23 protein-coding genes and 1 pseudogene are annotated in these 20,430 nt (G+C 60.6%); 9 read left to right on the plus strand and 15 right to left on the minus strand.

Features of this window, described 5'->3' with window-relative positions:
* The first annotated feature begins 14 nt into the window (after nt 1–14).
* The 4 genes from istB (at nt 15) to MBR110_RS31290 (ending at nt 3,531) form a co-directional block, all read left to right on the plus strand.
* Nucleotides 15–764 (plus strand): IS21-like element IS408 family helper ATPase IstB, encoded by a 750-nt coding sequence (istB, locus tag MBR110_RS31275; protein WP_006397350.1) that lies wholly within the window; start codon nt 15–17, stop codon nt 762–764.
* A gap of 73 nt (nt 765–837) precedes the next feature.
* Nucleotides 838–1,200 (plus strand): Fe-Mn family superoxide dismutase, encoded by a 363-nt coding sequence (locus tag MBR110_RS31280; RefSeq protein ID WP_226233923.1) that lies wholly within the window; start codon nt 838–840, stop codon nt 1,198–1,200.
* A 49-nt stretch (nt 1,201–1,249) separates the two neighbouring features.
* Nucleotides 1,250–2,491 carry an MFS transporter gene (locus MBR110_RS31285; RefSeq protein ID WP_046196987.1) on the plus strand — a complete coding sequence of 414 codons (1,242 nt, stop codon included), beginning with the start codon at nt 1,250–1,252 and terminating at the stop codon, nt 2,489–2,491.
* The gene (locus MBR110_RS31290; RefSeq protein WP_027813538.1) at nt 2,488–3,531 is read left to right on the plus strand and encodes a YncE family protein; all 1,044 of its coding nucleotides are present in this window, start codon (nt 2,488–2,490) and stop codon (nt 3,529–3,531) included. Before MBR110_RS31285 ends, MBR110_RS31290 begins: the two co-directional genes overlap by 4 nt.
* Before the next feature lie 161 nt (nt 3,532–3,692).
* Here MBR110_RS31290 and MBR110_RS31295 read toward each other — a convergent pair whose 3' ends face one another.
* Genes MBR110_RS31295 through MBR110_RS31310 form a run of 4 tightly spaced genes read right to left on the minus strand, consistent with a single transcriptional unit; the run spans nt 3,693 to nt 9,979 of the window.
* Nucleotides 3,693–5,378 carry a TniQ family protein gene (locus MBR110_RS31295; RefSeq protein ID WP_027813537.1) on the minus strand — a complete coding sequence of 562 codons (1,686 nt, stop codon included), beginning with the start codon at nt 5,376–5,378 and terminating at the stop codon, nt 3,693–3,695.
* Between the two features lie 5 nt (nt 5,379–5,383).
* Complete coding sequence (locus tag MBR110_RS31300) at nt 5,384–6,874, minus strand: ATP-binding protein (protein WP_046196986.1); 1,491 nt, start codon at nt 6,872–6,874, stop codon at nt 5,384–5,386.
* A complete protein-coding gene (locus MBR110_RS31305) occupies nt 6,871–9,075 on the minus strand; it encodes a Mu transposase C-terminal domain-containing protein (RefSeq protein ID WP_027813535.1) in 2,205 nt (734 codons plus the stop codon). The genes MBR110_RS31300 and MBR110_RS31305 overlap by 4 nt, the downstream gene beginning before the upstream one ends.
* A gap of 1 nt (nt 9,076) precedes the next feature.
* The gene (locus MBR110_RS31310) at nt 9,077–9,979 is read right to left on the minus strand and encodes a TnsA endonuclease N-terminal domain-containing protein (protein WP_223274428.1); all 903 of its coding nucleotides are present in this window, start codon (nt 9,977–9,979) and stop codon (nt 9,077–9,079) included.
* A 236-nt stretch (nt 9,980–10,215) separates the two neighbouring features.
* Here MBR110_RS31310 and MBR110_RS31315 point away from each other — a divergent pair, with 236 nt between their 5' ends.
* Nucleotides 10,216–10,524, plus strand: coding sequence for a hypothetical protein (locus tag MBR110_RS31315; RefSeq protein ID WP_258570028.1), 309 nt, complete (start codon nt 10,216–10,218; stop codon nt 10,522–10,524).
* Nucleotides 10,525–10,756: 232 nt separating this feature from the next.
* Here MBR110_RS31315 and MBR110_RS31320 read toward each other — a convergent pair.
* Nucleotides 10,757–11,059 (minus strand): annotated as a pseudogene (locus MBR110_RS31320) (H-NS histone family protein); the annotation flags it as partial.
* 311 nt (nt 11,060–11,370) lie between these two features.
* Here MBR110_RS31320 and MBR110_RS31325 point away from each other — a divergent pair.
* From MBR110_RS31325 to MBR110_RS31340, 4 genes are all read left to right on the plus strand, one after another.
* A complete protein-coding gene (locus MBR110_RS31325) occupies nt 11,371–12,624 on the plus strand; it encodes a site-specific DNA-methyltransferase (protein WP_181709876.1) in 1,254 nt (417 codons plus the stop codon).
* A gap of 79 nt (nt 12,625–12,703) precedes the next feature.
* Nucleotides 12,704–12,988 carry a hypothetical protein gene (locus tag MBR110_RS31330; RefSeq protein WP_181709877.1) on the plus strand — a complete coding sequence of 95 codons (285 nt, stop codon included), beginning with the start codon at nt 12,704–12,706 and terminating at the stop codon, nt 12,986–12,988.
* Nucleotides 12,985–13,752 (plus strand): 5'-3' exonuclease, encoded by a 768-nt coding sequence (locus MBR110_RS31335; protein WP_181709878.1) that lies wholly within the window; start codon nt 12,985–12,987, stop codon nt 13,750–13,752. Before MBR110_RS31330 ends, MBR110_RS31335 begins: the two co-directional genes overlap by 4 nt.
* Nucleotides 13,753–13,759: 7 nt before the next feature.
* Nucleotides 13,760–15,136: a replicative DNA helicase gene (locus MBR110_RS31340; protein ID WP_181709879.1), complete on the plus strand. Its 1,377-nt coding sequence runs from the start codon at nt 13,760–13,762 to the stop codon at nt 15,134–15,136.
* A gap of 88 nt (nt 15,137–15,224) precedes the next feature.
* Here the strand turns inward: MBR110_RS31340 and MBR110_RS31345 are convergent, their stop codons facing one another.
* From MBR110_RS31345 to MBR110_RS31390, 10 genes are all read right to left on the minus strand, one after another.
* A complete protein-coding gene (locus MBR110_RS31345; protein ID WP_181709880.1) occupies nt 15,225–15,671 on the minus strand; it encodes an SET domain-containing protein in 447 nt (148 codons plus the stop codon).
* A 296-nt stretch (nt 15,672–15,967) separates the two neighbouring features.
* Entirely contained in the window at nt 15,968–16,402 is a 435-nt protein-coding gene (locus tag MBR110_RS31350; RefSeq protein WP_181709881.1) for a hypothetical protein, read from the minus strand.
* 256 nt (nt 16,403–16,658) lie between these two features.
* Nucleotides 16,659–16,925, minus strand: coding sequence for a hypothetical protein (locus tag MBR110_RS31355; protein ID WP_181709882.1), 267 nt, complete (start codon nt 16,923–16,925; stop codon nt 16,659–16,661).
* A gap of 16 nt (nt 16,926–16,941) precedes the next feature.
* Complete coding sequence (locus MBR110_RS31360; protein WP_181709883.1) at nt 16,942–17,166, minus strand: hypothetical protein; 225 nt, start codon at nt 17,164–17,166, stop codon at nt 16,942–16,944.
* A 417-nt stretch (nt 17,167–17,583) separates the two neighbouring features.
* A complete protein-coding gene (locus MBR110_RS31365) occupies nt 17,584–17,757 on the minus strand; it encodes a hypothetical protein (protein WP_181709884.1) in 174 nt (57 codons plus the stop codon).
* A 7-nt stretch (nt 17,758–17,764) separates the two neighbouring features.
* Entirely contained in the window at nt 17,765–18,040 is a 276-nt protein-coding gene (locus tag MBR110_RS31370; RefSeq protein WP_181709885.1) for a hypothetical protein, read from the minus strand.
* 338 nt (nt 18,041–18,378) lie between these two features.
* Entirely contained in the window at nt 18,379–18,600 is a 222-nt protein-coding gene (locus MBR110_RS32680) for a ClpX C4-type zinc finger protein (RefSeq protein WP_181709886.1), read from the minus strand.
* A gap of 50 nt (nt 18,601–18,650) precedes the next feature.
* Nucleotides 18,651–19,037: a hypothetical protein gene (locus MBR110_RS31380; protein WP_181709887.1), complete on the minus strand. Its 387-nt coding sequence runs from the start codon at nt 19,035–19,037 to the stop codon at nt 18,651–18,653.
* Nucleotides 19,038–19,541: 504 nt separating this feature from the next.
* Nucleotides 19,542–20,099, minus strand: coding sequence for a hypothetical protein (locus MBR110_RS31385; protein ID WP_181709888.1), 558 nt, complete (start codon nt 20,097–20,099; stop codon nt 19,542–19,544).
* A 51-nt stretch (nt 20,100–20,150) separates the two neighbouring features.
* Nucleotides 20,151–20,423, minus strand: coding sequence for a hypothetical protein (locus MBR110_RS31390; RefSeq protein ID WP_181709889.1), 273 nt, complete (start codon nt 20,421–20,423; stop codon nt 20,151–20,153).
* Between the last annotated feature and the right edge of the window lie 7 nt (nt 20,424–20,430).

Below are 20,430 nucleotides of genomic sequence, written 5' to 3' on the forward strand. Positions count from 1 at the left end.
CGAAGGAGGTCACGATGTTGATGCAGCACACCCTTACCCAGCTAAAGGCGCTCAAACTGGACGGCATGGCTCGCGCGTTCGAGGAGCAGTCAACGCTCACGGCAAGCACCAGCCTGTCATTCGAGGAACGCGTGGGCATGCTCGTAGATCGCGAGCTGGCCTGGCGTGATACGCGACGACTCGAACGTTTGCTGCGCGCCGCGAAGCTCAAGAACCCACAGGCCTGCGTCGAAGACATTGAATACCGGCAAACCCGTGGGCTGGACCAGCGCATCGTCGCCACGCTCGCCGGCTGCGACTGGGTGCGCAATGCTCAGAACCTGATCCTGACCGGCCCCACCGGCGCGGGCAAGACGTGGCTCGCTTGCGCGTTCGGCCAGCAGGCGTGCCGGCAGGGCTTCTCCGTGTTCTATGTGCGCGTCGCGCGGCTGTTCGAAGAGCTGAAAATCGCGCACGGCGACGGCAGCTTCACACGTCGGCTTGCGCAACTCGCGAAGATTGATGTGCTGATCCTCGACGATTGGGGCTTGCAGGATCTCGACCAGGCGGCGCGCAATGATCTGCTTGAGGTACTTGATGATCGTGTCGGTACGCGCTCGACTGTGATCACCAGCCAGTTGCCGCTCGAACACTGGCACGCGTGGCTGCAGGACCCCACGCTCGCCGATGCGATTCTCGATCGGCTCGTGCATCAGGCCCACAAGCTTCCGGTCAAGGGCGATTCGATGAGAAAGAAAACGAAATCCGAGTCCGCTGACGCCTGATCGTGATCACCGTCGCTATAATCCATTGACCGCGCAACACCACCTTCCAGACTGATCACGTTCGCCGAAACGATTGATCACCATCGCCGAAATCCGCAGCGAGCTCGCCAGAACGATCGACCGCCATTTCGGCTCGTATGCGAAATTCAAGGCGCAACTCGTCGCTGCGACCATTGCCACCGAGGCCTCGGGCTGGGGTGTCGTCGGCTATCTGCCGGCGACCGGCAAGCTCATGATCCTGCAGTGCGAGAACCACCAGAAACTCACCGCGTGGGGCATCCAGCCGATTCTGGTGCTCGACGTGTTCGAGCATGCCTACTACCTGAAGTACCAGAACCGCCGCAACGAATACGTCAACCAGCTGTTCAGCATCCTCAACTGGGACAACGCAGCGTTGAGACTGCAGGCCGCAATGCAGTCGCACGCCCTGGCCTGACAAGGGGGGCGGTACAAGGCCGCATGCAGGCCCGAATGTGGAGACATTGATGCCCCCTGTCCGTGCACCCCTGTCGGACCTGCTGTGGCCGCCGGGCATCGATCGCAGCGCGCGGCTGTTGCTCGCGGCGCGAGGTTTGCGCGGAGTCTGTGATGGTTTCGTTGCGGTACTGCTGCCCGCGTATCTTCTCGCCCTCGGCTTCGAGCAACTCACGGTCGGCCTGATTGGCACGGCCACATTGCTGGGATCAGCTCTCGCCACGATCCTGGTCGGCGTGACCAGCGTCCGCTACCCGCACCGCCCGCTGCTGCTGTTCGCCGCGGCCTTGATGGGCGCGACAGGGCTTGCGTTCGGCTGCCTCTCAACCCTGTGGCCGTTGCTCGTGGTGGCCTTTATCGGCACCCTCAATCCCAGTTCAGGGGACGTCAGTCTTTTTCTGCCGCTGGAACACGCACGCCTCGCCGAAGCGTCGCACCCCGATTCCCGGACAGCGCTGTTCGCGCGTTACAGCCTCGTGGGCGGGCTGTCGGCGGCGCTCGGCTCGCTGCTCGCAGCTTTGCCGCAATGGTTCGCGGTGCGCTCCGGCATGTCCGGACTGTTCGCCATGCGCGCGATGTTCGTCGTCTACGCGCTGACGGGCAGCGTGGTCTTCCTGCTGTATCTGGGTTTGCCAAAGGAGACAGTGCACGCCGCGAAGGCGCACGTGCCACTGGGTCCATCGCGCGCGATTGTGACGCGTCTGGCGCTCCTGTTCAGCGTCGATGCGTTCGCCGGCGGCCTGCTTGTCAACTCGCTGCTGACGCTGTGGCTGATCCAGCGCTTCGGACTTTCGCTGGCTGCGGCCGGGCAGTTTTTCTTCTGGTCGGGGCTGCTCAGTGCCGGCTCGCTGCTTGCCGCGGCGCCGATCGCGCGCAGGATCGGGTTACTCAACACGATGGTGTTCACCCACATCCCGTCGAGCGTGTGCCTGATTGCCGCGGCATTGACGGCATCCCTGCCGCTGACCCTGACGTTGCTGCTCCTGCGCAGTGCACTTTCCCGGCTGGATGTGCCGACGCGTAGCGCCTACGTGATGGCCGTCGTGACGCCCGCTGAGCGGCCTGCTGCCGCGAGCTTCACGGCTGTGCCGCGCAGCCTTGCCGCGGCCGTGGCGCCGTCGATTGCCGCAGCGATGCTCGCAGCCGGATGGCTTGCTGCGCCGCTGATCGCGTGCGGGACGCTCAAGATTGCCTACGATCTCGCCGTGCTTGCCGCCTTCCGCCATATCCGGCCGGATGGAGGCGCGCCATGATTCGCGGCAGTTCATTGTGTGGGCAACTTGCGGCGAGGGTCGCCATGGTCGTCTGGTTCGCGGTGATCGCCGGGGGCGGCACAGGGTGCGTCGCGCACGGTTCGGATGACCCGGCCATCGATACCCTGCCACTGAAGCTGATCGGCGATGTGCCACTACCCGGCTGCGCGTCGCGGTTCGACTACGAGAGCTACGACCCGCAGCGGCACCTGCTGTTCATCGCTCATCTGGGCGACGGCGAAGTCGTCGTTTTCGACACGCTCGCTTCGCGCGTTGTCGCGCGCATTCCGGGTGTGTCCGCCGTACATGGTGTGCTGGCTGTTCCGGCGCTGTCCCGTGTCTACGCCTCGGCCACCGGCACGAACAAGATCGTCGCGATCGACGCGGACACGCTGAAGATTGTCGCGAGGACGCCCGGTGGCGTCTATCCCGATGGGATGGCCTGGGTGCCTGACGTTCAGAAGCTTTACGTATCGGACGAAACCGGCGAGACAGAGACCGTGATCGACGGCTCGACGAACCGGCGCGTCGCGACCGTGTCCCTCGGCGGTGAAGTGGGGAACACGCAGTACGATCCAGTATCGCGGCACGTTTTCGTCAATGTGCAGTCGCGACGCCAACTGGTGGAGATCGATCCCCGCACCGACACCGTGGTCGCCCGCACTGAGCTGCCTGGCGCGCGGGGCAATCACGGTCTGCTGATCGTGCCGGAATTCCGTCTGGCATTGATTGCCTGCGAGGACAACGATCGTCTGCTAGTGCTCGACATGCGCACAATGAAGGAGATCGCGGCGTTCGATGTCGGCGGCACGCCGGACGTGCTGGCGTACGATCCGGCGCTGCGCACGGTCTATGTCGCGGGCGAGGCGGGCGTGGTGTCCATGTTCCACGTGGACACTTCGCACGTGGTGAAAATCGGGGATGGCCGTGTGGGACCGGATGCCCACGTCGTCAGTGTCGACGCAGCATCACACGATGCCTGGTTTGCGCTCAAGGACGTCGATGGACATCCCGTGTTACGGATCATGGCGCCGCGATGAGGGACAGGCGCGGAGCGCAGTTTAGATTGCCGCATGAGGCGCATCGCGATCGAGTTTTGCCTGGCGCAGGAACCTTTCGTTGAGGATCTGGGTGGCGACGGTAGCCGCCCCCGCCAGCCAAGGATCACCAGACGCCGAGCTTGATTTTCTCTCGAATCGCCTTACGGCCGACGTTGATAGGCACGCCCTCCAATGGCTCGGCCTTGCCACGCGGGCGGCCCCTCCCATTTCGGCGTAATTCCCGCTTCAGACAGCTTCGCCAGCGCATCAAACTTCGCAGCAAGTGGCAACACAGGTTCCCATCCGCAATGTTCAATGATTGCCTGGGCCGCGTAATGGCCAACGCCAGACAAGATCACGGCTTCTCTCGCCGGCGCGGCGTCGCCCCGTGCGCTCATCAGTGCGTATGCCCACCACAGTCGCCGCGCCCTGAAGTGCCACGTGGATTCCCGGTTATCCGTGACCCGCGTTAGCGTGTCGGGATATCGCTCGCGTTGCCGGGGCGTGTCGGCAATGCGCACCGGAAGAACCGCGAGTAATCGCTCCTTTGTCACCTGTTGCGGCTTTCCCGGCCTAGCGAGCATCGCAACGGCGGCCTCGTCGACGAGTGCGGCGAAGCGCTCGTCGTCCGGAGATACGGTTTTCGCTGCGGACTGACCACCGCCCACTCTATCTGCTGCCGAAATCGAGAGGGTCTCCTGTATCCACTCCCGGTCATGCTCGTAGAGCCACGAGGTGACACGATATACCTTGCGCCACAGATCCTGGATGGTCGTTTGCGGGTTTCTTCTCAGCTCGTCCCGTATTCGACGCCGGTGCGCTATACGCGGCATCGACACCGCCGCCCCCTCAAGTGTCGGGCCTTCCTCAACTGTCCTGGTGCGTCTAATCGCAGTCTCTTCCTGGGACACACGCTGCAGGCTCAATGCAAGTTCGTCCCGCGTACCAAACAGATACATCGCGAGCAACAGGTGCCGCGTAATCGGCATATCGCATACCGTGCTGTTGCCCGGTGCAAAGCGTATCCAGAAGCTCATCCGCTTCGCGGCGAACGCCGGATCCACTGCAGAGAGGAACGTTTCGCCCAGTTCTTCAATCAGGTGTTCCTGGAACGCTTTCGCCTGTAGCCTTGCCCCCCATTTGAAGCCTAGCTCTCGAATGCGGTTCTGGTACGCCACGCGCAGGCGAAAGGGGTCCACCCGGCCCAGGGGACGGTTAAGCAGATCGCGAGCAAAGCGCGCGTATTGCAGCGGGATCGGTGAGCCTGCCATGCCATCATCTTCCGCCGCAGTCACCTGCCAGCCACAGCGGCAAGCTAGCCACGGTTGGCGTAGTAGTCGCTGGCGAAACTGGAAAGGCCGGTGGCACTGCGGGCAACTCGAAAGCAGGCGCGCGCCATGCCGCCAACACATGCTCACGCCCGGGACGTGGTGCGCCCGGTGCCAGTACCCCATCCCGAACGCATGAATGTCCTCTTCAACGCAGGCCGGGCAGAGATGCGCTTCGCCGTAGAGGCCGACAACACGACGTGGTAACCGGCTCATCATCGCTCCAACGTCAGCCGTCAGCGGCTGCAACACGCCGTCCAGAAACGGCTCGAAAAGCGGCCACAGGGTGTTGCCTGCCAGAAGCGTTTGCAGGGCTGCCTGCGAGCCGTCGTTCACACGATCCGCAAGCCGCATGAGGGATGGCGGTACGATTTGCTCGAGCGAAAACGGCGCACTGTCGAACAGGTCAAGAAAGGTGTCGCTCTCCACCCGGTTGCCCGACAGCACATGATGTCGGGCAACGCGCGACTGGATGGTCTCGTCAGGTAAAGACGGGACAAAGAACAGCAGATTCCGCATCGGCACTAGCAATCGGCATATGCCGTGGAGAATTCCAGCGCGTCTGCCTGCAGCCATCCGGCATCGCGCAGGGCGACAAACGGTGCATCGCATTCAACGAGGCGCCGGGCTTCGGAAGGAACCGGAACTCCCGATTGCTTTACACCGGTCGATGGAATTCCGCTCGTTACCGCGATGGGGGACAAGGATGCCTCAGCGTTTCCGGCGGGAGGACGCCGCATGTCCTGAAGCATCGCCAGGCGCGACGAAACGCGCGCATCCCCATCGATCGCTCCCATCATCGCGGCAATCTGGCTGTCGGGTGGAAGCAGATCCTCGAACTTCGACATGCGCTTCGTGTCACCGCTTCGCAACGCGTCGAGCGCCGGCTTAAGCAACTGCATCCTGGTGTCGGCAATCGTACGCAACAGCTTGAGCGTCAGCCGCTCTTCACCCGTGTGAATCGCGTGTCGCTGGGCGAGCACGAGCAGTTTGATCAGAAAGTCCGTCACCCCTTGAGTTAGATCGTACAGCACCTTCCGAAGCTCGTCCGTCAGGGGTTCGACATGACGAACCCACTGGTATTGCCACGCGGCATCGACTAGCAGTGCCCACGCCGGATCATCGCGCTTCGGTTGCCGGAAGTCGCTCAGCCCCAGACCTGTGGCGCGTCGCGCATTACGCATCACGTCGGAGAATAGTTCGATCATGGAATTGGTCCCCACAAACACGACCGGAATGCCGATGCTGTTGATGAGGTTGACGAAGAAATTAAGCATGTTCTCCTTGCCGCCCGTCTTTGCAACCCGCAGATGCTGCAATTCGTCGATGATCAACACGCCGACGAAATGGGTACTCGCGATCTGCTCGATCTGATGGACGAGTTGGACAATGCCCCGGATCGAACGATAGCGTCTGGCATACCGTTCCTCTCCGATGGCCCGGTCGAGAGCGCGAAAGAACGCGTGGCATAACCCGGTAAGCGAACCGTCGAATGGACATTCGATCTTCAGCCACGGGATCTGGACCTGAACCAGTTCCTGCCTCCGGTATTGCCGGTGGCGAATCGCCTGCGGGTAGAGTCGCAGGATGGACTCCAGTGCCGTCGATTTGCCGATCCCGCTCAAGCCCACGACACTCAGCGTGGAAGCCGTCGAACGGAAGCCGCTTTCTTTTGCCTGACCGAGGGCAAGCGAATACACGTGCCGCCACGTCGACTGCGACAGGGGATTGCGGCCGACATAGCCGCTGCGTATCAAAGCGGACAACGCCGACTCAAGTTCCAGATGAATCGGGAGTGGCTGAACCAGGTGCAGCAACCGGTCGATACAGTGCAGGCGGACTTCCTTCGACAGCCCGGTTTCGCCGCCGGGCTCATCGGGAAACAGCGCCATGCAAGCCGCGGCGTCCGCTTCCGAGCGGATCGGCGGCAATGCCTCAATGAGGGGATTGCCCTGATATTGCGCAATGGGCGAATCGGCATATTCGGCGGCAACGAGTATTCCGGCAGGCGTCATGACCTCGTCCCCTTGTCGCGTAGTCGTCCAAGCAGGCTTAACACTTCGCCGCCGCGCTCGCCAGCATAAGCCTCGGCCACACTCGACGAAGCCGGCGTGGTTACGGGCACATCCACCGCATGCTGATCGGGGCCCGGCAACGTCACCGGGCGTTGCCGCTCGGCTGCCTTTTCGAACGCCCGATGCCTTTTGATGTCCGCTGCCTGGTTGCTGACCGGCACTGGCGCGACCGGCTGCGCCGCTCGCTTGTCCATCTGGGCCTGTCCAACTACCGCACCAATATGCGCGTCCAGGCGGATCCTGTCGTTGAGCGCCGCATATGTGCTTTCGCCTGTCGGCGATCCAGTCATTTTGAGCATGTCCAGCACTTCCTCCAGCCGGCGTTGTGCGACCCGCTCCTCCGAAGCGAGCAGGTCACAGCGCACAAAGTTGCGCTTGCTGTCCTGGAGCCACACGTGCGTCGTATCATTCGGGTCGTACCAGACGGTTACGGTGCGGCGCCCGTCTCTGCGCGCCCTCGCAAACCAGTTTTGCTCAATCGCGTAGGCGCACGTGTAGTACATGCCCTTGAAGCAGATCCCACCGCGCTGGATCGAGGCGCTTTCGCGTGGCAGCAGATGCAGATACACGAGGTCATGAGGTTGCGTATTGGGAGTTGCCAGCCCATTTTCCATCCCCCAACGCCACAGATTGATGGGCGATGGTTCGAGTTCCTCGTGAATCATGTCCGTTGTGAGCCGGTCCGGTCGGCGGCTGTGGTGGTTGTAATGCAGCACGCTGCTGATCATGATGTTGGTGAACTCCGCCAGATCGAGGACGGCATCCAGGCGGTAATCGCGCTGGCCGCGCTCGGCAATCCGCTCCCTGACTGCGCCCGGGATCCAGTGGATCTGCGACGTCTTGTTCAGCAGGCGAAACCGGCTCTCCACGATCGCCTTCCAGTCGGGCCGGAACGGTGGCGCGATCGCTATATCAATGCCCAGCCCAGCCACAAGGCCCTCGGCCGCCTGCCCGAGCATTTCGCCCCGGTCGGCCATCAGTTCGTGCGGAAGATGGTGCGAGGGCCACGCGGACGACTCAATCTCGATGCCGTACGTGCGGCAAAACGCGACCTTGTCGGTGAACGCGTTAAACAGCGCGTGACGGGCGCCGTTCCAGCCCGGTCCTTCCAGGCCAACAAAGATACCGACGATCATGGTCGAAAACACGTCGACGACGACGTAAATCACAGGACGACCGATCACCCAGTTCCGGTTGTACCGGCTCACGAGATAAATGTCGGCGATCGTCGCATCGATTTCGAAGCGGTGACAGGGGCCATACACCCCGTCGCCAGCGCGTCCCGTCAGCCCGCGATGATCTTTCTGCCAGCGCCGCTCGCCCGCACGCGAGCGCTGGACGGTCAGATCGTCAAACGCCTTTTTCCCCCAGTAGCTGAACTGCCGCAGACTCGGCAACTGGTCTAGCGGCTTGAGCGTGAGATCGTCCGTCGATGTGCCGGGTACAACGTGTTCCTCGACGTAGAATCGTCTCAAGGTGCGATGGTAAGCGTCCGTCACGGACGCCACTTCGTTGTTCTTGAAGAGGGAGTACCCGATCCTGATAAAGCTCTTGTCGTCCTCGCCAAGAATCTTTCCGCAATGTGCGCCGCGCGTCGCGGAATGCCTCGGCGGACGCCCGGGGCGCTTGCCGGCAGCGAACACGCGAGCCTTACCAGGTGCTCCGACGTTCTCGTAGTTCGGCAACAATGCATTGCGAATTTGCCCGAACGTCCAGTATCGATAGAGAAGGCGGTACAGGGTCTTGCGTTGCGCCCCTGTCGCTTCGGCATGCAGCGCGACGAGCGCGCCCATCGCGCGTCCCTCGAAAATTTCACCCGGTACTGCCGTGTCGACCAGACGAGCAATGCGCTCCCAGTTGCGATCCCGTATTTCCCGTTCGCCCTTCGGGATATCCTCTTCAACCTGAAGCATATAGGCCGGCAACCGGAACTGACTGGGCCGGACGTCGCCGCGCCGGAACCACATGCGAACATCCTCACTCGCGACGACCCACGGCTTCCTTGGCGTCTCCGCTATCGTAATCAACGTGGTCTTTGCAGCCGCTTCGTCGATCCAGAGAATACGGGCGATCCCTTCAAACGGTAGCTGATCAGACAGTGCTTCGATAACCGTATTGGGCAATGCAATCGTATTGGCCATGTCACGCCGCCCGCTTTATGGGCGCCGCACCACTCGCCATGACCTGAATCTTAGGTGCTTGCGATGTCAACAACATCGGCGTCCTGAGATCAACCAGGAGTACCTTGTGCCAGATCAGATACTTGAAAAGCTTGACGGCATCCGGATAAGGCATGCGCAGCCGATAGCTGACCGTGCGCAGAAGCGACGACAGGGTCCGGTCATGGCTTCCGGCATCCCCAATGCCCTCAACGAACCGGGCGCGTAGCTCATCACTTTGCATGTCTCGCTCGATCTGCGCGCTGCCGCGAAGCCAGATGAGATTTCTGGCGAGCACGGGATCCACGCTCTGCTCGGTGACGATCTGCCAGTCAACCCCGCGCTGCAACCACCAGGCTCTCTCGAGCTCGAGCTTTTCCAGAGTGCGCAGGAGCCTGTTCCCTGACGACAGTTCGTCCGCGTATTTCACGGTACGAGCGTATTCACGCGCCAAACCGTCGTCTGTCCTGACGGTGACGACGAAATCGGTCGTCATCACGAACGGCACCGTTGTTTGAGCATAACGCGGATATCGAATGCCACGCTGCGTCGCGACATCCTGGATCGGCGAAACTGGGAGCAACGGGAACTGCTCCCGGATATCGATCACGCGCTCGGAGAATTCGAGTACCACAAGGTACGCGTATTCGAGATCGGAGAGCACGTGGTGGACGCGCCCAGTCTTGAGGCCCTTAACCTTTCGAGAACGGCCACGCGATGGCACGTCCTGTACGCGAAGCCACGGCTTGTAGTCCACACCGGAACCCTGTCCGTAGCCTTGCGCCACGTACCTGTCGATGTCGTTCTGCGTCTTGAAACGTCGCCCTCGCATATCCGCCCGGTCGAACAAAATCGTGCAGTATAGCGAGGCATTCGTTTGTGTCAAACTCTATTGTTTTGTGTCAAGAACTATTGTCTTGTGTCGAGCTCTATTGTCGGTTCACACTTACGCTTTCTCGATCTCAGGCTGCAGCTGGACCGCGGTCTGATCACGTGGGCCGAACTGATGGAGAAGTGGCTGGAAGTTGCCGGTTAACTACTGCCCGCGTCAACAACAGTGGCCACCCGGACGCGAGCCGCGATGCGTCGCTCTCGCCGGAATGGCTACATCCGGAGAGAGAAATGGATACTTTACCAGTGGCCGGAGCGTACAACCCGCCGGTCCTCAGCGACGCGGACCGCGTTCACTTTGTAATCGAATTCTTACGTGATTGCGAGTTTCCGCGTTTCGGGATGCGCCGCGGCGAACGTTGGGGCTATGTGCTGCACGAGATGACGGAACCGATCTTGCACGCCATTAAAACTGGCGGCCGCTTTCGATTCGCCGGCGGCCAGTGTCTCGCGATCGATGTCTCATTGATCTACGAAGGTCTTCCGAACCTGGAATACAGTCAGCTGATGTCGACGATCCCGCCTACCGACAGAACTTGACCTCGTCGCGCGTGATCACCCACTTTAGCTCGATCGTTCAAATCCCTGCATAGCAGGGATTTTTTTTGGCCACTTCTTTGTGAGACTCACACCAATCGGCAATTCGATTCGCCTCAATATCGGGATACTTACCACCCCAGCGAGTTCAAGCCTCAGCCGCCTCTGCCGTGCGTGCGCCACGTTTGCCGCGCTGGCGTCCGACGGGGGATTTCGCGCCATGATCGCTTTCAACCTGAATTAGAAACCGGCTGCGATTCTTCGCATCGCGAATCCACGCCGGCGGCTTACCCAATCCGTTCCACTCCGCACCCGACTTCGGGTCCCGGAATTTCGGCGGCCGCACCCTCCTCACAACGGCTGCGCGACCAGCGCCTCGCCCTGCTGATTTAAAGCCGAGGTCCGACGCGGTCAGCCCGAATTCGGCAATGTCGGCTTTGATTCGTTCCACGACTTGCGCGACCTCGTTTTTGCGCGCCTCCGCCAACTTCGCCTGCAGGTCGGCCATTTGGGCCGTGAGTTCCTTATACGTCGCCATAGTGTTGCCTTCTACTCCTTTGACAAGCCCCGATTACTGTCGGATGCGCAAGATGAAAATGACGCATTTATCACGTCGGATTGCCCCGGAAATATAGCTGATAAAAATCGGCTTTACTGCTCTTTCCGGCCAATTTCATCTTGTTTGGACGCGCTCGCATTACAAATGTCGGATAAAGACAAGGAAGAGGCGCTGTCACGTGCGCGGCGCCCCACCGCAGATTTGTTTTCTGATTTCGGTATCCGCCCATTACGATCGGCTATGTCAGATGGCTCGCGCTGAGCCCTCACCTCGTCGCCCTCGGAGAGCGCATGCTACAACTGGATTTGTTTGCGCAAATAGTGGGCGCCTACGCGACTGCCGAGGACGGGCGCCTTGCTACTGGCGCGCTATACGAGCACGTTGCCGCGGCATCGGGCATCCCGCCAGCCGTTCGCCGGGAGCGTGTAGCAATCGGGAAAGCTGCAGCGTTGCGCTCTCCATTCGAGCAACGCGTGCGCTGGGCGCAGCAGGCGCTCCGGGCCGCGGGAGTGCTCGAGCGTGTAGCCGGAGCGCGCGGTGTTTGGCAGCTAACCGAAGCCGCCGGGCGCCGCCTGAATCGTGCGCGCCCGACGGTCAAGCTACTCGCATTCTCAACCGATCTCGGCATCGGAATCTGGGCACGCAGCGAAAGTGTTTTTCCACACCTCGGCGAGCCCATTCACCTCGTCGTCAGTTCACCGCCCTACCCGCTCGCTGTCTCGCGCGCATACGGTGGCACGGGCGACACCTCGCTCTACATCGACTTTATCCTTCGCAATCTGGAACCCCTGGTTGCCTCGCTAGCCCCCGGGGCGATGGTCGCGCTGAATCTCTCGAACGACCATTTCCTGCCCGGCAGCCCTGCTCGCTCCACATACCGCGAGGAACTGGTTCTGGCCATCTGCAAGCACCTTCACCTCTACAAGGTCGATGAGGTCATCTGGGAGAACCGCTCGAAAAGCCCGGCGCCGGCTCAGTGGGCATGTGTGCAGCGCTATCAACTGCTCACAGGATACGAGCCCATCTACATCTTTACGAACGACCCGCATCGGATGCGCGCGGACAACCGCCGCGTCCTCGAGCCGCATACCGAACGGCATTCGAAGCTCATTGATCGGGGCGGCGAAGATCGCAGGACGTCTTATGGCGACGGCGCCCACCAGGTGCGCCCAGGGTCCTACAGCCGGCGCACCGATGGACGGATCCCGAAGAACGTCATCCACCACGGCCACGCGTGTGCGGAGACGCGCGAGCACCACCGGGCTGCCAAACGCCTCGGGTTACCCGCCCACGGCGCGATGATGCCGATCGCCGTGGCGGACTTTCTGGTGCGTTGGCTCAGCGAGCCGGGCGATCTGGTTGTCGACCACTGCGCCGGTTCCGGAACAACCGGCAAAGCCGCGGAGCGCAATAGCCGACGTTGGGTCCTCACCGAGCAAATCCTCGAATACGTTCGTCTCAGCGCGGAGGGTTTCCGCACATCACCTGGCTTCTGGTTAAACCCCGCCTTCGAGCCTGTCCGCGGCTCACCCCAACCACGCTAACGCGTGACTTTGACAGGTGCGTTGAACGCACCTAAGATAGACACACCAACTATCCGTCATCGAGGTTGAAGGAGGCGTCATGAGGACCTTTGCCGCACAACCACCCCGCGGCCCATGCGACCCCGACGTGGATCTCAAGTTAGATCGTCGCGGTGATGCTCCGCAAAGCCATCCGGACAGGCCGGATACCCTGGCTCGCTCGACTATGCTGGCGCTCGCGCGCGAAGCCGGATTTGCTGTCACGCTCGAGGCGAGGATCGGCACCGAGACCTACGAAAGCATCACCGGCTCGCTCGCCGCGCTCGAGCGCTTGATCGGCCTCGCACAGCATGCGAGCCGAACCACCCCATCCTGCTCGCAATGAAGCTACTGATCGCGGACGGATCGAGTCTGGTGCGTCAGATCTACGAGGCCGTGCCGGGCCCGGACTCATTGGATCGCGCACGGGTTGCCCAACGCTCGGCCCGGGCGAGTTTTGCGCGGGCTTTAGATGAACACGCTCCGACCCACGCTATCGCACCCTTCGATTTCGGTGGACACACGTGGCGCCACGCCCTCTATCCTCAGTATCGGGCAAAGCGCAAACCAATGCCCGAGCCCCTGAGGGAGGTGTTGCCGGATATCCGCCAAGACATTGAAGCACTCGGGATTGCGACGTTGGCCACTCCGGGCGCCGAAGGTGACGATCTCGTCGGAACGATCTTTCATCGCTGGAGCGAGTTCTGTCGAGGTCCCGTCGTCATCTTGTCCGGTGACAAAGACATCGCAATCTTGGCGGCTCACGGCGCCGTTGTCCGACATCACTTCCAGCGAGCGGCGCGAGACAACGAATGGTGCATGGCCCGCTACGGCATCCCGATTTCCGCGCTCGCTGACTATCTGGCCTTGCTTGGGGACGACGTCGACGGTGTGCCGGGCGTCCCGGGGATTGGTGATAAAACCGCGAAAAAATGGATGAACCGCTATGGTTCGATCGAACGTCTGCTGCAAGACCGGAATAACTTACCCGGCCACGCCGGCCGCCAGCTTCGCGCGCATATCGATCAACTCGAGTTGTCGCGGCAGCTCATCGCGCTAAAGACCGACATCGACTGCGGCCTCACGTGGAAGCAAATCCGGGTTGGCTGATCCGCCTATGAACGCGCCGAATAACGATCCGCTCCTCCAATCGCTGAAGGTTCCCCCTCACTCCATCGAGGCCGAGCAATCGGTGCTGGGGGGACTGCTACTCGACAACGCGGCCTGGGACCGGATCGCGGATTTTCTCGGACCCGATGCTTTCTACCGATACGACCATCGAGTCATCTACACTCATGTCGCAAAGCTCGTAGGGGACGGACGCCCCGCAGACGTGTTGACGGTTTTCGAGTCTCTCTCCAGCGCCGGCAAGGCCAACGACGTGGGCGGTCTCGTATATCTCAACCAGCTTGCACAGAGCACCCCCAGCGCGGCAAATATCCGGCGGTACGCAGAAATTGTGTTTGACCGCGCCCAGCTACGGAGACTCGTTACAGTTGCCGATGAGATTGCTGCTGAGGCATTCAATCCCAAGGGTAAGGAAGTTCGACAGATTCTCGACGAGGCCGAGGCAAAGGTCTTTTCGATCGCTGAACAGACGCAACGAGGCGATCAAGGATTTGTCGCGATCAACCCCATACTGACCGACGTCGTAGAGCGAATCGACACCCTCTTTCACTCCGGTAATGTCGGCGACGTGACCGGAACGCCGACCGGTTTCATAGACCTTGATCGAATGACGTCCGGCATGCATGGAGGTCAACTCATCATCGTTGCTGGTCGACCGTCAATGGGCAAGACCTCCCTCGCCATGAATATCGGCGAGCATGTCGCAATCGCTAACAAGTTGCCCGTCGCCGTCTTCTCGATGGAGATGCCGGCCGCACAATTGGTGACCCGTATGATAGGGTCCGTCGGCCGCCTCGATCAGCACAGACTCCGTACCGGTAGATTGGCCGACGAGGACTGGCCGCGATTGACGCACGCCGTCACGTTGATCAGCGAGGCAAGGATCTTCATTGACGAGACGGGCGGCCTCAATCCAATGGAACTGCGTGCGCGTGCCAGGCGCCTGACACGGCAATGCGGCAAACTCGGCCTCATCATCGTCGACTACCTGCAGTTGATGTCCGGCTCATCGACCGGTGAGAACCGCGCGACCGAGATCTCGGAAGTATCACGCGCCCTGAAGAATCTTGCCAAGGAGCTCGACGTCCCTGTCATCGCCCTTTCGCAGCTCAACCGCGGTCTCGAGCAGCGCGCCAACAAGCGCCCTGTCATGTCGGACCTCCGGGAATCTGGCGCGATCGAACAGGACGCAGACGTGATCCTGTTTATCTATCGAGACGAAGTCTACAACCCGGACTCTGCCGAGCGAGGTACCGCGGAAGTCATCATCGGAAAGCAGCGCAATGGGCCAATCGGGCCCGTGCGCCTGACGTTCCTCGGGCCCTACACGAAGTTCGACAATTTCGCTCCTCCGCCAGCCGCTTAGGGTGCGCATAAGCGCGTGTCCATCCATTGCGACTTTCCGATTTCCCTCTACGCCGGGGGCGACGGCGGCCCGTCCCGGCGCAGCGGCACTAGCGATTCGCGACCGCCAACATCGTGCCTCTGCATTGACTGGCGCGGCAGGCACATCCATATCGGCGCCGCACAGCGTTCGTTACCCGGTGATCGACGGCAAGCTGATAGTCAATGAAGAGCTCACTGCCGGCTGGAATGTCGATGTTCGCGAAGATGTGAACACGTCCGTCAACCTCCTCGGCCCGGCAGTTCGGCGAACATGCGTGATTAAGCCAGCGAGCGCTGTTTCCACCGATACCGCCGTCAATCACGTCCCCGTCGTCTAGCCCAAACAGAAATGTGTGAGCGTTGTCACCCGATCGGGCGTACCGCCGAACAGCCTTGGCCCAAGAGATGCGTTCGCCTCGATACTCCAAGATCCGCTCGCCCGCGTGTAGGCTCTCCAGCGCGAACACGCCCTTCCCATGTACAGACGACCGACGGACTGAAATACGACGACGCATAGGCTTTAACGACCATTCTTGTGGAGGACCTTGGGAGACCACGTGTCGCGTGGCCAAGCGTGAATCATAGGCGGACGGAAGGGTGATTGTCACCGCCGCAAAAATATCTGCCGCGCAATTGTCGCGACCACACAGTACGCCGTTAGCATTCAGCTATCACTCGTCGTGCGTCCACGAGCTCTGCAAATTGATGGGACGGGGTCGCTAGCTGCTACGTCGAACCTGCCATCGTCCCGTATCCAATCCCAACCGCACGACGTCTTGACGTACGCTCACGGCCGAGATCCTCGACCTCATCACAGAGCTCCAATAGCGCTGTCGGCATTCGACTCGAGCCAGCTATCAGCCTTCGCTCGAAATAGCGGTTCAAGCCGGAAAGATTGTGCGCTACCCGCCTCGACGTTCTTCACGTGACCACCGGCCCGGCCGCAGTTCCAATATCGGTTTGCTTCCGTCACCATTTCATCCACTGTCGCACCGTCGCGCCCCATTCGCAGGACTCGCATTGCCGCACCGACGTGATCGCCGGCCCCGGGCACGCGGCAATCCGCCAATGCTTTACACCAACCGAAACCAGTGGGCTCGTCTGCGGCGTCGAACGTGGCGAACGTGTGCATGATGACCGATGCCAGCACCAAAGGATGTCCGGGATAGACTGCAGGTCCGCCGAGATGCACTTGCATCCATCGGTAGGTGTCCACCTGGTTGCGAATTACGCTGTTTGAAGCCATGTTTGCCCTCTTCGTCATAACGGCGAGCGTTGCTGATGGTCACACTCTCTTCCTATCCGTGATTCGCAACGCTGACGATCACCGACACAGCACACAGCCCGCCGACGAACCCGCTTCCAATGCCGCCTATCCATCCAGATCTTGATCTAGGTACGCGGAAAAGGAAGAAGATGAACGGCCCCGCACAGAGGACTGCGATGAATGCCCTCGTTAACAGAGGAATTGAATTCAATACCGCATACATAATTTTGTCTCCCTAGCGTTCTAGCTCATCTGCTTTATCAATGAGAATTTGACCGAACCTACGAAGAAAATCCGGGTCCGCAGGGATATCAAACGAGAGTCCAGAATCTTCGGCCTTGTCTCCAGAGTAATGAATTTCGGCACGGTCGTGTCCCACCACGATCCACAAACCCGTAGGATTCCAGCGGAAGGTCTTCACATTCAACGCGCCAAGAGGCGTCGTGACGGGGAACCCCGCCGAAAATGGGACGCGAAAGTCTTTCCTCTTCTGCTTCGCCATGGTGTCGTTTTCCGATTCAGTGTGTCTGCTTCAGCACGGCCGCACGATACTGCGAGCGAAGCAGCAGATCCGGCACCGGCGCGAGTACTTCGGCCATGAATTGCAGCTCAACGCACGCGTCGACGCCATGCTCGGGTGCCGCACGATCGAAAGCCGCGCGGGCAGCCTCAATTTGCGCCTTGTCTCCCACCGCTACGGCGCGGATCGAAGACTTCTCCGCTTCAGTGAGAATTTCACTCATCGTCGTTTTCCTATCGGACAGCGCCGTTCTTGCAGTTACCGCACCACATCCCCTTGCTTGCGCTGCACAAAGCAGGACGGCCGCAGTGCGGACAACGGATCGGGATTGCTCCTAGATACATAGCGTTTTCCTAATGAAGCACAGCCGGATAGACAAAGTCTTCGTCGGGCGTGAACTGGTATCGGGCTGGGTCATTCTCGAACAGCACATACCCTTCGATGCCCTTCCCGCGCAACATGCTCACCGCACGTCGGGTAGGCGTTGGCATTTGCCTCGCGGTCGACGGCGGTCAAGCTAGCTGGAACTGCTACCGCACGTCGCGCGATCTGTCGACACTCGCCTTATCGCCAGCCGCTACAGCGCGGATAGCGGCCTTCTCAGCATCAGTGAGGATCTCGCACATCATGTTTTCCGTGGTCAGTCTTGTTGCGTTTCGGCCCACTCTCGGGCCTGTCCGTTGAGGTCGGTGACTGCACGATGCGAGAGCAACACGCGAACGTCCGTTGTGCCGATGCCGATGCAATCATCGGCAATCTCGTTGCAGCCAGCGGCTTCGAGCATCTTGACCGCTTCCTGAGTGAGCTTTGCCATTCTCCAATCAGTCAGGAATGTTGGGCTCGTCACCCCAAATAGCCGAACCGGCGCGATGCGCCTTCGCGCTTCCGGCACGATGTGCGACCGAGAACGGTGATCCAATCGCTGCGCTCTGCGTCGAGCGATAAACCAGCCTGTCTCCGACGATCGAGCCAACGTAGCGGCCATCGGGTCCAAACACCTTTTCGCCGCGAATGCGGCCGACCGGAACGCCGGATCGGCTGTAAACGAAGTCGTTCGCGACTTGAAGCGGCTTACCGTCTTTCGTGTAGAGGTCCATAGTTTTCCCTGCTACTGGCAGTATTGTTGATACGCGTCTTGGACCTGACCGCACTGCATCGCAGCGGCGGCCCCACCAACGATATCAGCGAATTCCTTGGAACAGACTTGGTGTCCACGCTCCACAAGCGCCTGACATCGCGACTGAGCCTGCTGCGCATCTATCTTGCGCACGCAGTCCGCATGCTCTGGTGTACCGCGAACAAACCCGTAGGCGTCGCATCGCTCCTTGAGAACGTCAAGGTTCTGTTGCGCCCAGGCAGGCGTCGTAAGTGGTACTATGCCCGCGAAGAAGGCGAGCAGTGTGGCCGTTCGACGGAGGATGTTCATCGTTTTCCCTCACCGCTTCCCGATTGCCTTTGCCGCCCACGCTTTTGCGATTCTGACGATACTCGGCCGACGTTCCACCTTCTCCCCGCGTCGCTCAGCGACGATCTCGATACACGTATCAATACACTCTTCGCAAATCGCCGCATCCGCGATACCTCGAACGATCAGTGCAGCAACATGCTGACTGTTCCCGCAAAAATCGCACAGCAAAACGTCATTGGCGCTTTTCATCGTGTCCTTTGCGGTTTTCCGTGGTGTCGAGCGGGCCGCCGCCTGCCACGCTACGCACGCCCCTGGCGACGACGTTCGCCGAGCGCCTGCGCTTCAGCGGACCTTTCAATTTGCCTCAACGCATATAGCACATGCTCAATGGCTATAGGCCAGTCGGCGCATTCCCTGATCCCCCGCTCATTCATTTCGAACCATAGATCACGTGCGACGGAATCGAGCTTGTCGCCGTTGCGCATGAAATCGAGCGCGAGATTGTATAGGGCGCCATCCTTAAGGATGAGCGCCTCGACGCGGAACGGTGCCCAGTAAACTTGGGTTGCAATGTACTGGTCGCGCTCACTTTCGGTCGAGTACAAATTCGTGCCGTCTCTAACGTCCGTTCGCACACCCCAAAGACGACCGTCCTTGTTTATTTCGTCGGGTGTCATGCTACCCATGATGAATTCTCCCGGATGCCGGCCATGCCGGCGTTTTCGGTGCTTACGTGTTAGCCGCTGCAACCAAGTCCAGCACCACAAAGAGCGCGCCAAACGCGACCCACGCACCGCTGATCAATCTAGCCTGCCTGGACGCACCCCTAGCCCCGAAAGCTGCGTGCGCGAGGGAGAGTGCACCTACAATCACGAGGCCGAGGCGCAGCGAATGTGATGCTACTACGGCACCGCCCATCAGTCTGTCCACTACCGGGCACACCAGCACCGCCAGCAGGCCAACCATCAACGAGGGAAGCCAATCCTGCCGTGTGCTCTGGCTTGCGTTCAAATCCTCGGTCATATCCGTTGTCCTCGTCGTCCGATTCACGAATTGTCACCTTGCGTTATATGTGTCGTCACCGGTTCTGATCTTGGTCGACCGGTCGCGAAAAATGCACATGAGACCGAACGCACCAACAGCCGTGAAAGACCATTCCCGCCAGCGGCCCAAAGCATCCATACGTTTTCCTACCCTTCGTATTCGTTGCTGTGTCGCCTGGTAACGCCGTTCGCATCCGTCAGTGTCAGCTCGAACTTGTTCATTTCGGGCCGGACCGAAAAAGCCTTGCTCTGATCGTACGAGTGAAAGTTCAGCACGACTTTGGCACCCGTGGCGTCGACGAGCTCGAAGTCGCAATCCAAGCTCCAACGATTGTTACCTTGCCCGCTGACCATTCCATGCGCCTCTACACCGCGGATCGCGATACCGACCGAGCGCTCACGGCATGCCTGGTCGATACGCGCGCGTAGCTTGTCGAACGTCTCGCTCGCATTCGTCACCGATTCTGATGTTGGTCGACCGGTCGCGAAAATGCGTACGAGATTAATCGCGCCAACAGCCGTGAAGGACCACGCACCGATGCCCAGCAGCACTTGCCAGGGGTTGACACCCGAAATACAGATGGCAAGGGCGTCACAGTGGAATGGCAGGCTGTGCATGTAGAACATCACGCCAGCGTTGATAGCGGATAAAGCGACGCCATACCACGGCACCCAATCACCCTCACTCTTCTTGCGTTCGCTCATCGTAGCTGGTCCCTTTTTCCTTGTTGCCGGCGCCGGCCGGCGTTTTCCGCTTTAGTCCGCGATCATCGCCGTCAAGCGAGCAAAGACGCGCCGCGCGAACTCCGGGGCCGCTTGCTTCGCCGCTTCGATCGACGGAAATCCGCCCGTTTTGAAGTGCAGGAAGTGCAGATCGAATGCTCCGGCGTCATCTGTGACCGCCATCATTTCTTGGCCGCCGAATCGTGCCGTTTGCATCATGCTCCCGTCGCCACCGTTCGGGTCAATCCAGCGTTGCTGGGGAGCGTTGAACGCGATCTTGCCGCCACCGTCGATATCGAGGTCCATCTGCCTG

It is taken from the genome of Burkholderia sp. MBR-1, assembly GCF_013822785.1.
Lineage (GTDB): Bacteria > Pseudomonadota > Gammaproteobacteria > Burkholderiales > Burkholderiaceae > Burkholderia > Burkholderia vietnamiensis.

What these genes read in the sequence shown, in the direction of transcription:
- MBR110_RS31290 (WP_027813538.1), top strand. Translation starts at nt 2,488, where the DNA reads ATGATTCGCGGCAGTTCATTGTGTGGGCAACTTGCGGCGAGGGTCGCC.
- MBR110_RS31390 (WP_181709889.1), bottom strand. Translation starts at nt 20,423, where the DNA reads ATGGACCTCGATATCGACGGTGGCGGCAAGATCGCGTTCAACGCTCCC.
- MBR110_RS31305 (WP_027813535.1), bottom strand. Translation starts at nt 9,075, where the DNA reads ATGGCCAATACGATTGCATTGCCCAATACGGTTATCGAAGCACTGTCT.
- MBR110_RS31355 (WP_181709882.1), bottom strand. Translation starts at nt 16,925, where the DNA reads ATGGCGAAGCAGAAGAGGAAAGACTTTCGCGTCCCATTTTCGGCGGGG.
- MBR110_RS31335 (WP_181709878.1), top strand. Translation starts at nt 12,985, where the DNA reads ATGAAGCTACTGATCGCGGACGGATCGAGTCTGGTGCGTCAGATCTAC.
- MBR110_RS31360 (WP_181709883.1), bottom strand. Translation starts at nt 17,166, where the DNA reads ATGAGTGAAATTCTCACTGAAGCGGAGAAGTCTTCGATCCGCGCCGTA.
- MBR110_RS31385 (WP_181709888.1), bottom strand. Translation starts at nt 20,099, where the DNA reads ATGAGCGAACGCAAGAAGAGTGAGGGTGATTGGGTGCCGTGGTATGGC.
- MBR110_RS31340 (WP_181709879.1), top strand. Translation starts at nt 13,760, where the DNA reads ATGAACGCGCCGAATAACGATCCGCTCCTCCAATCGCTGAAGGTTCCC.
- MBR110_RS31345 (WP_181709880.1), bottom strand. Translation starts at nt 15,671, where the DNA reads ATGCGTCGTCGTATTTCAGTCCGTCGGTCGTCTGTACATGGGAAGGGC.
- MBR110_RS31350 (WP_181709881.1), bottom strand. Translation starts at nt 16,402, where the DNA reads ATGGCTTCAAACAGCGTAATTCGCAACCAGGTGGACACCTACCGATGG.
- MBR110_RS31295 (WP_027813537.1), bottom strand. Translation starts at nt 5,378, where the DNA reads ATGCGGAATCTGCTGTTCTTTGTCCCGTCTTTACCTGACGAGACCATC.
- MBR110_RS31300 (WP_046196986.1), bottom strand. Translation starts at nt 6,874, where the DNA reads ATGACGCCTGCCGGAATACTCGTTGCCGCCGAATATGCCGATTCGCCC.
- MBR110_RS31325 (WP_181709876.1), top strand. Translation starts at nt 11,371, where the DNA reads ATGCTACAACTGGATTTGTTTGCGCAAATAGTGGGCGCCTACGCGACT.
- istB (WP_006397350.1), top strand. Translation starts at nt 15, where the DNA reads ATGTTGATGCAGCACACCCTTACCCAGCTAAAGGCGCTCAAACTGGAC.
- MBR110_RS31330 (WP_181709877.1), top strand. Translation starts at nt 12,704, where the DNA reads ATGAGGACCTTTGCCGCACAACCACCCCGCGGCCCATGCGACCCCGAC.
- MBR110_RS32680 (WP_181709886.1), bottom strand. Translation starts at nt 18,600, where the DNA reads ATGAAAAGCGCCAATGACGTTTTGCTGTGCGATTTTTGCGGGAACAGT.
- MBR110_RS31380 (WP_181709887.1), bottom strand. Translation starts at nt 19,037, where the DNA reads ATGGGTAGCATGACACCCGACGAAATAAACAAGGACGGTCGTCTTTGG.
- MBR110_RS31285 (WP_046196987.1), top strand. Translation starts at nt 1,250, where the DNA reads ATGCCCCCTGTCCGTGCACCCCTGTCGGACCTGCTGTGGCCGCCGGGC.
- MBR110_RS31370 (WP_181709885.1), bottom strand. Translation starts at nt 18,040, where the DNA reads ATGGACCTCTACACGAAAGACGGTAAGCCGCTTCAAGTCGCGAACGAC.
- MBR110_RS31365 (WP_181709884.1), bottom strand. Translation starts at nt 17,757, where the DNA reads ATGGCAAAGCTCACTCAGGAAGCGGTCAAGATGCTCGAAGCCGCTGGC.
- MBR110_RS31315 (WP_258570028.1), top strand. Translation starts at nt 10,216, where the DNA reads ATGGATACTTTACCAGTGGCCGGAGCGTACAACCCGCCGGTCCTCAGC.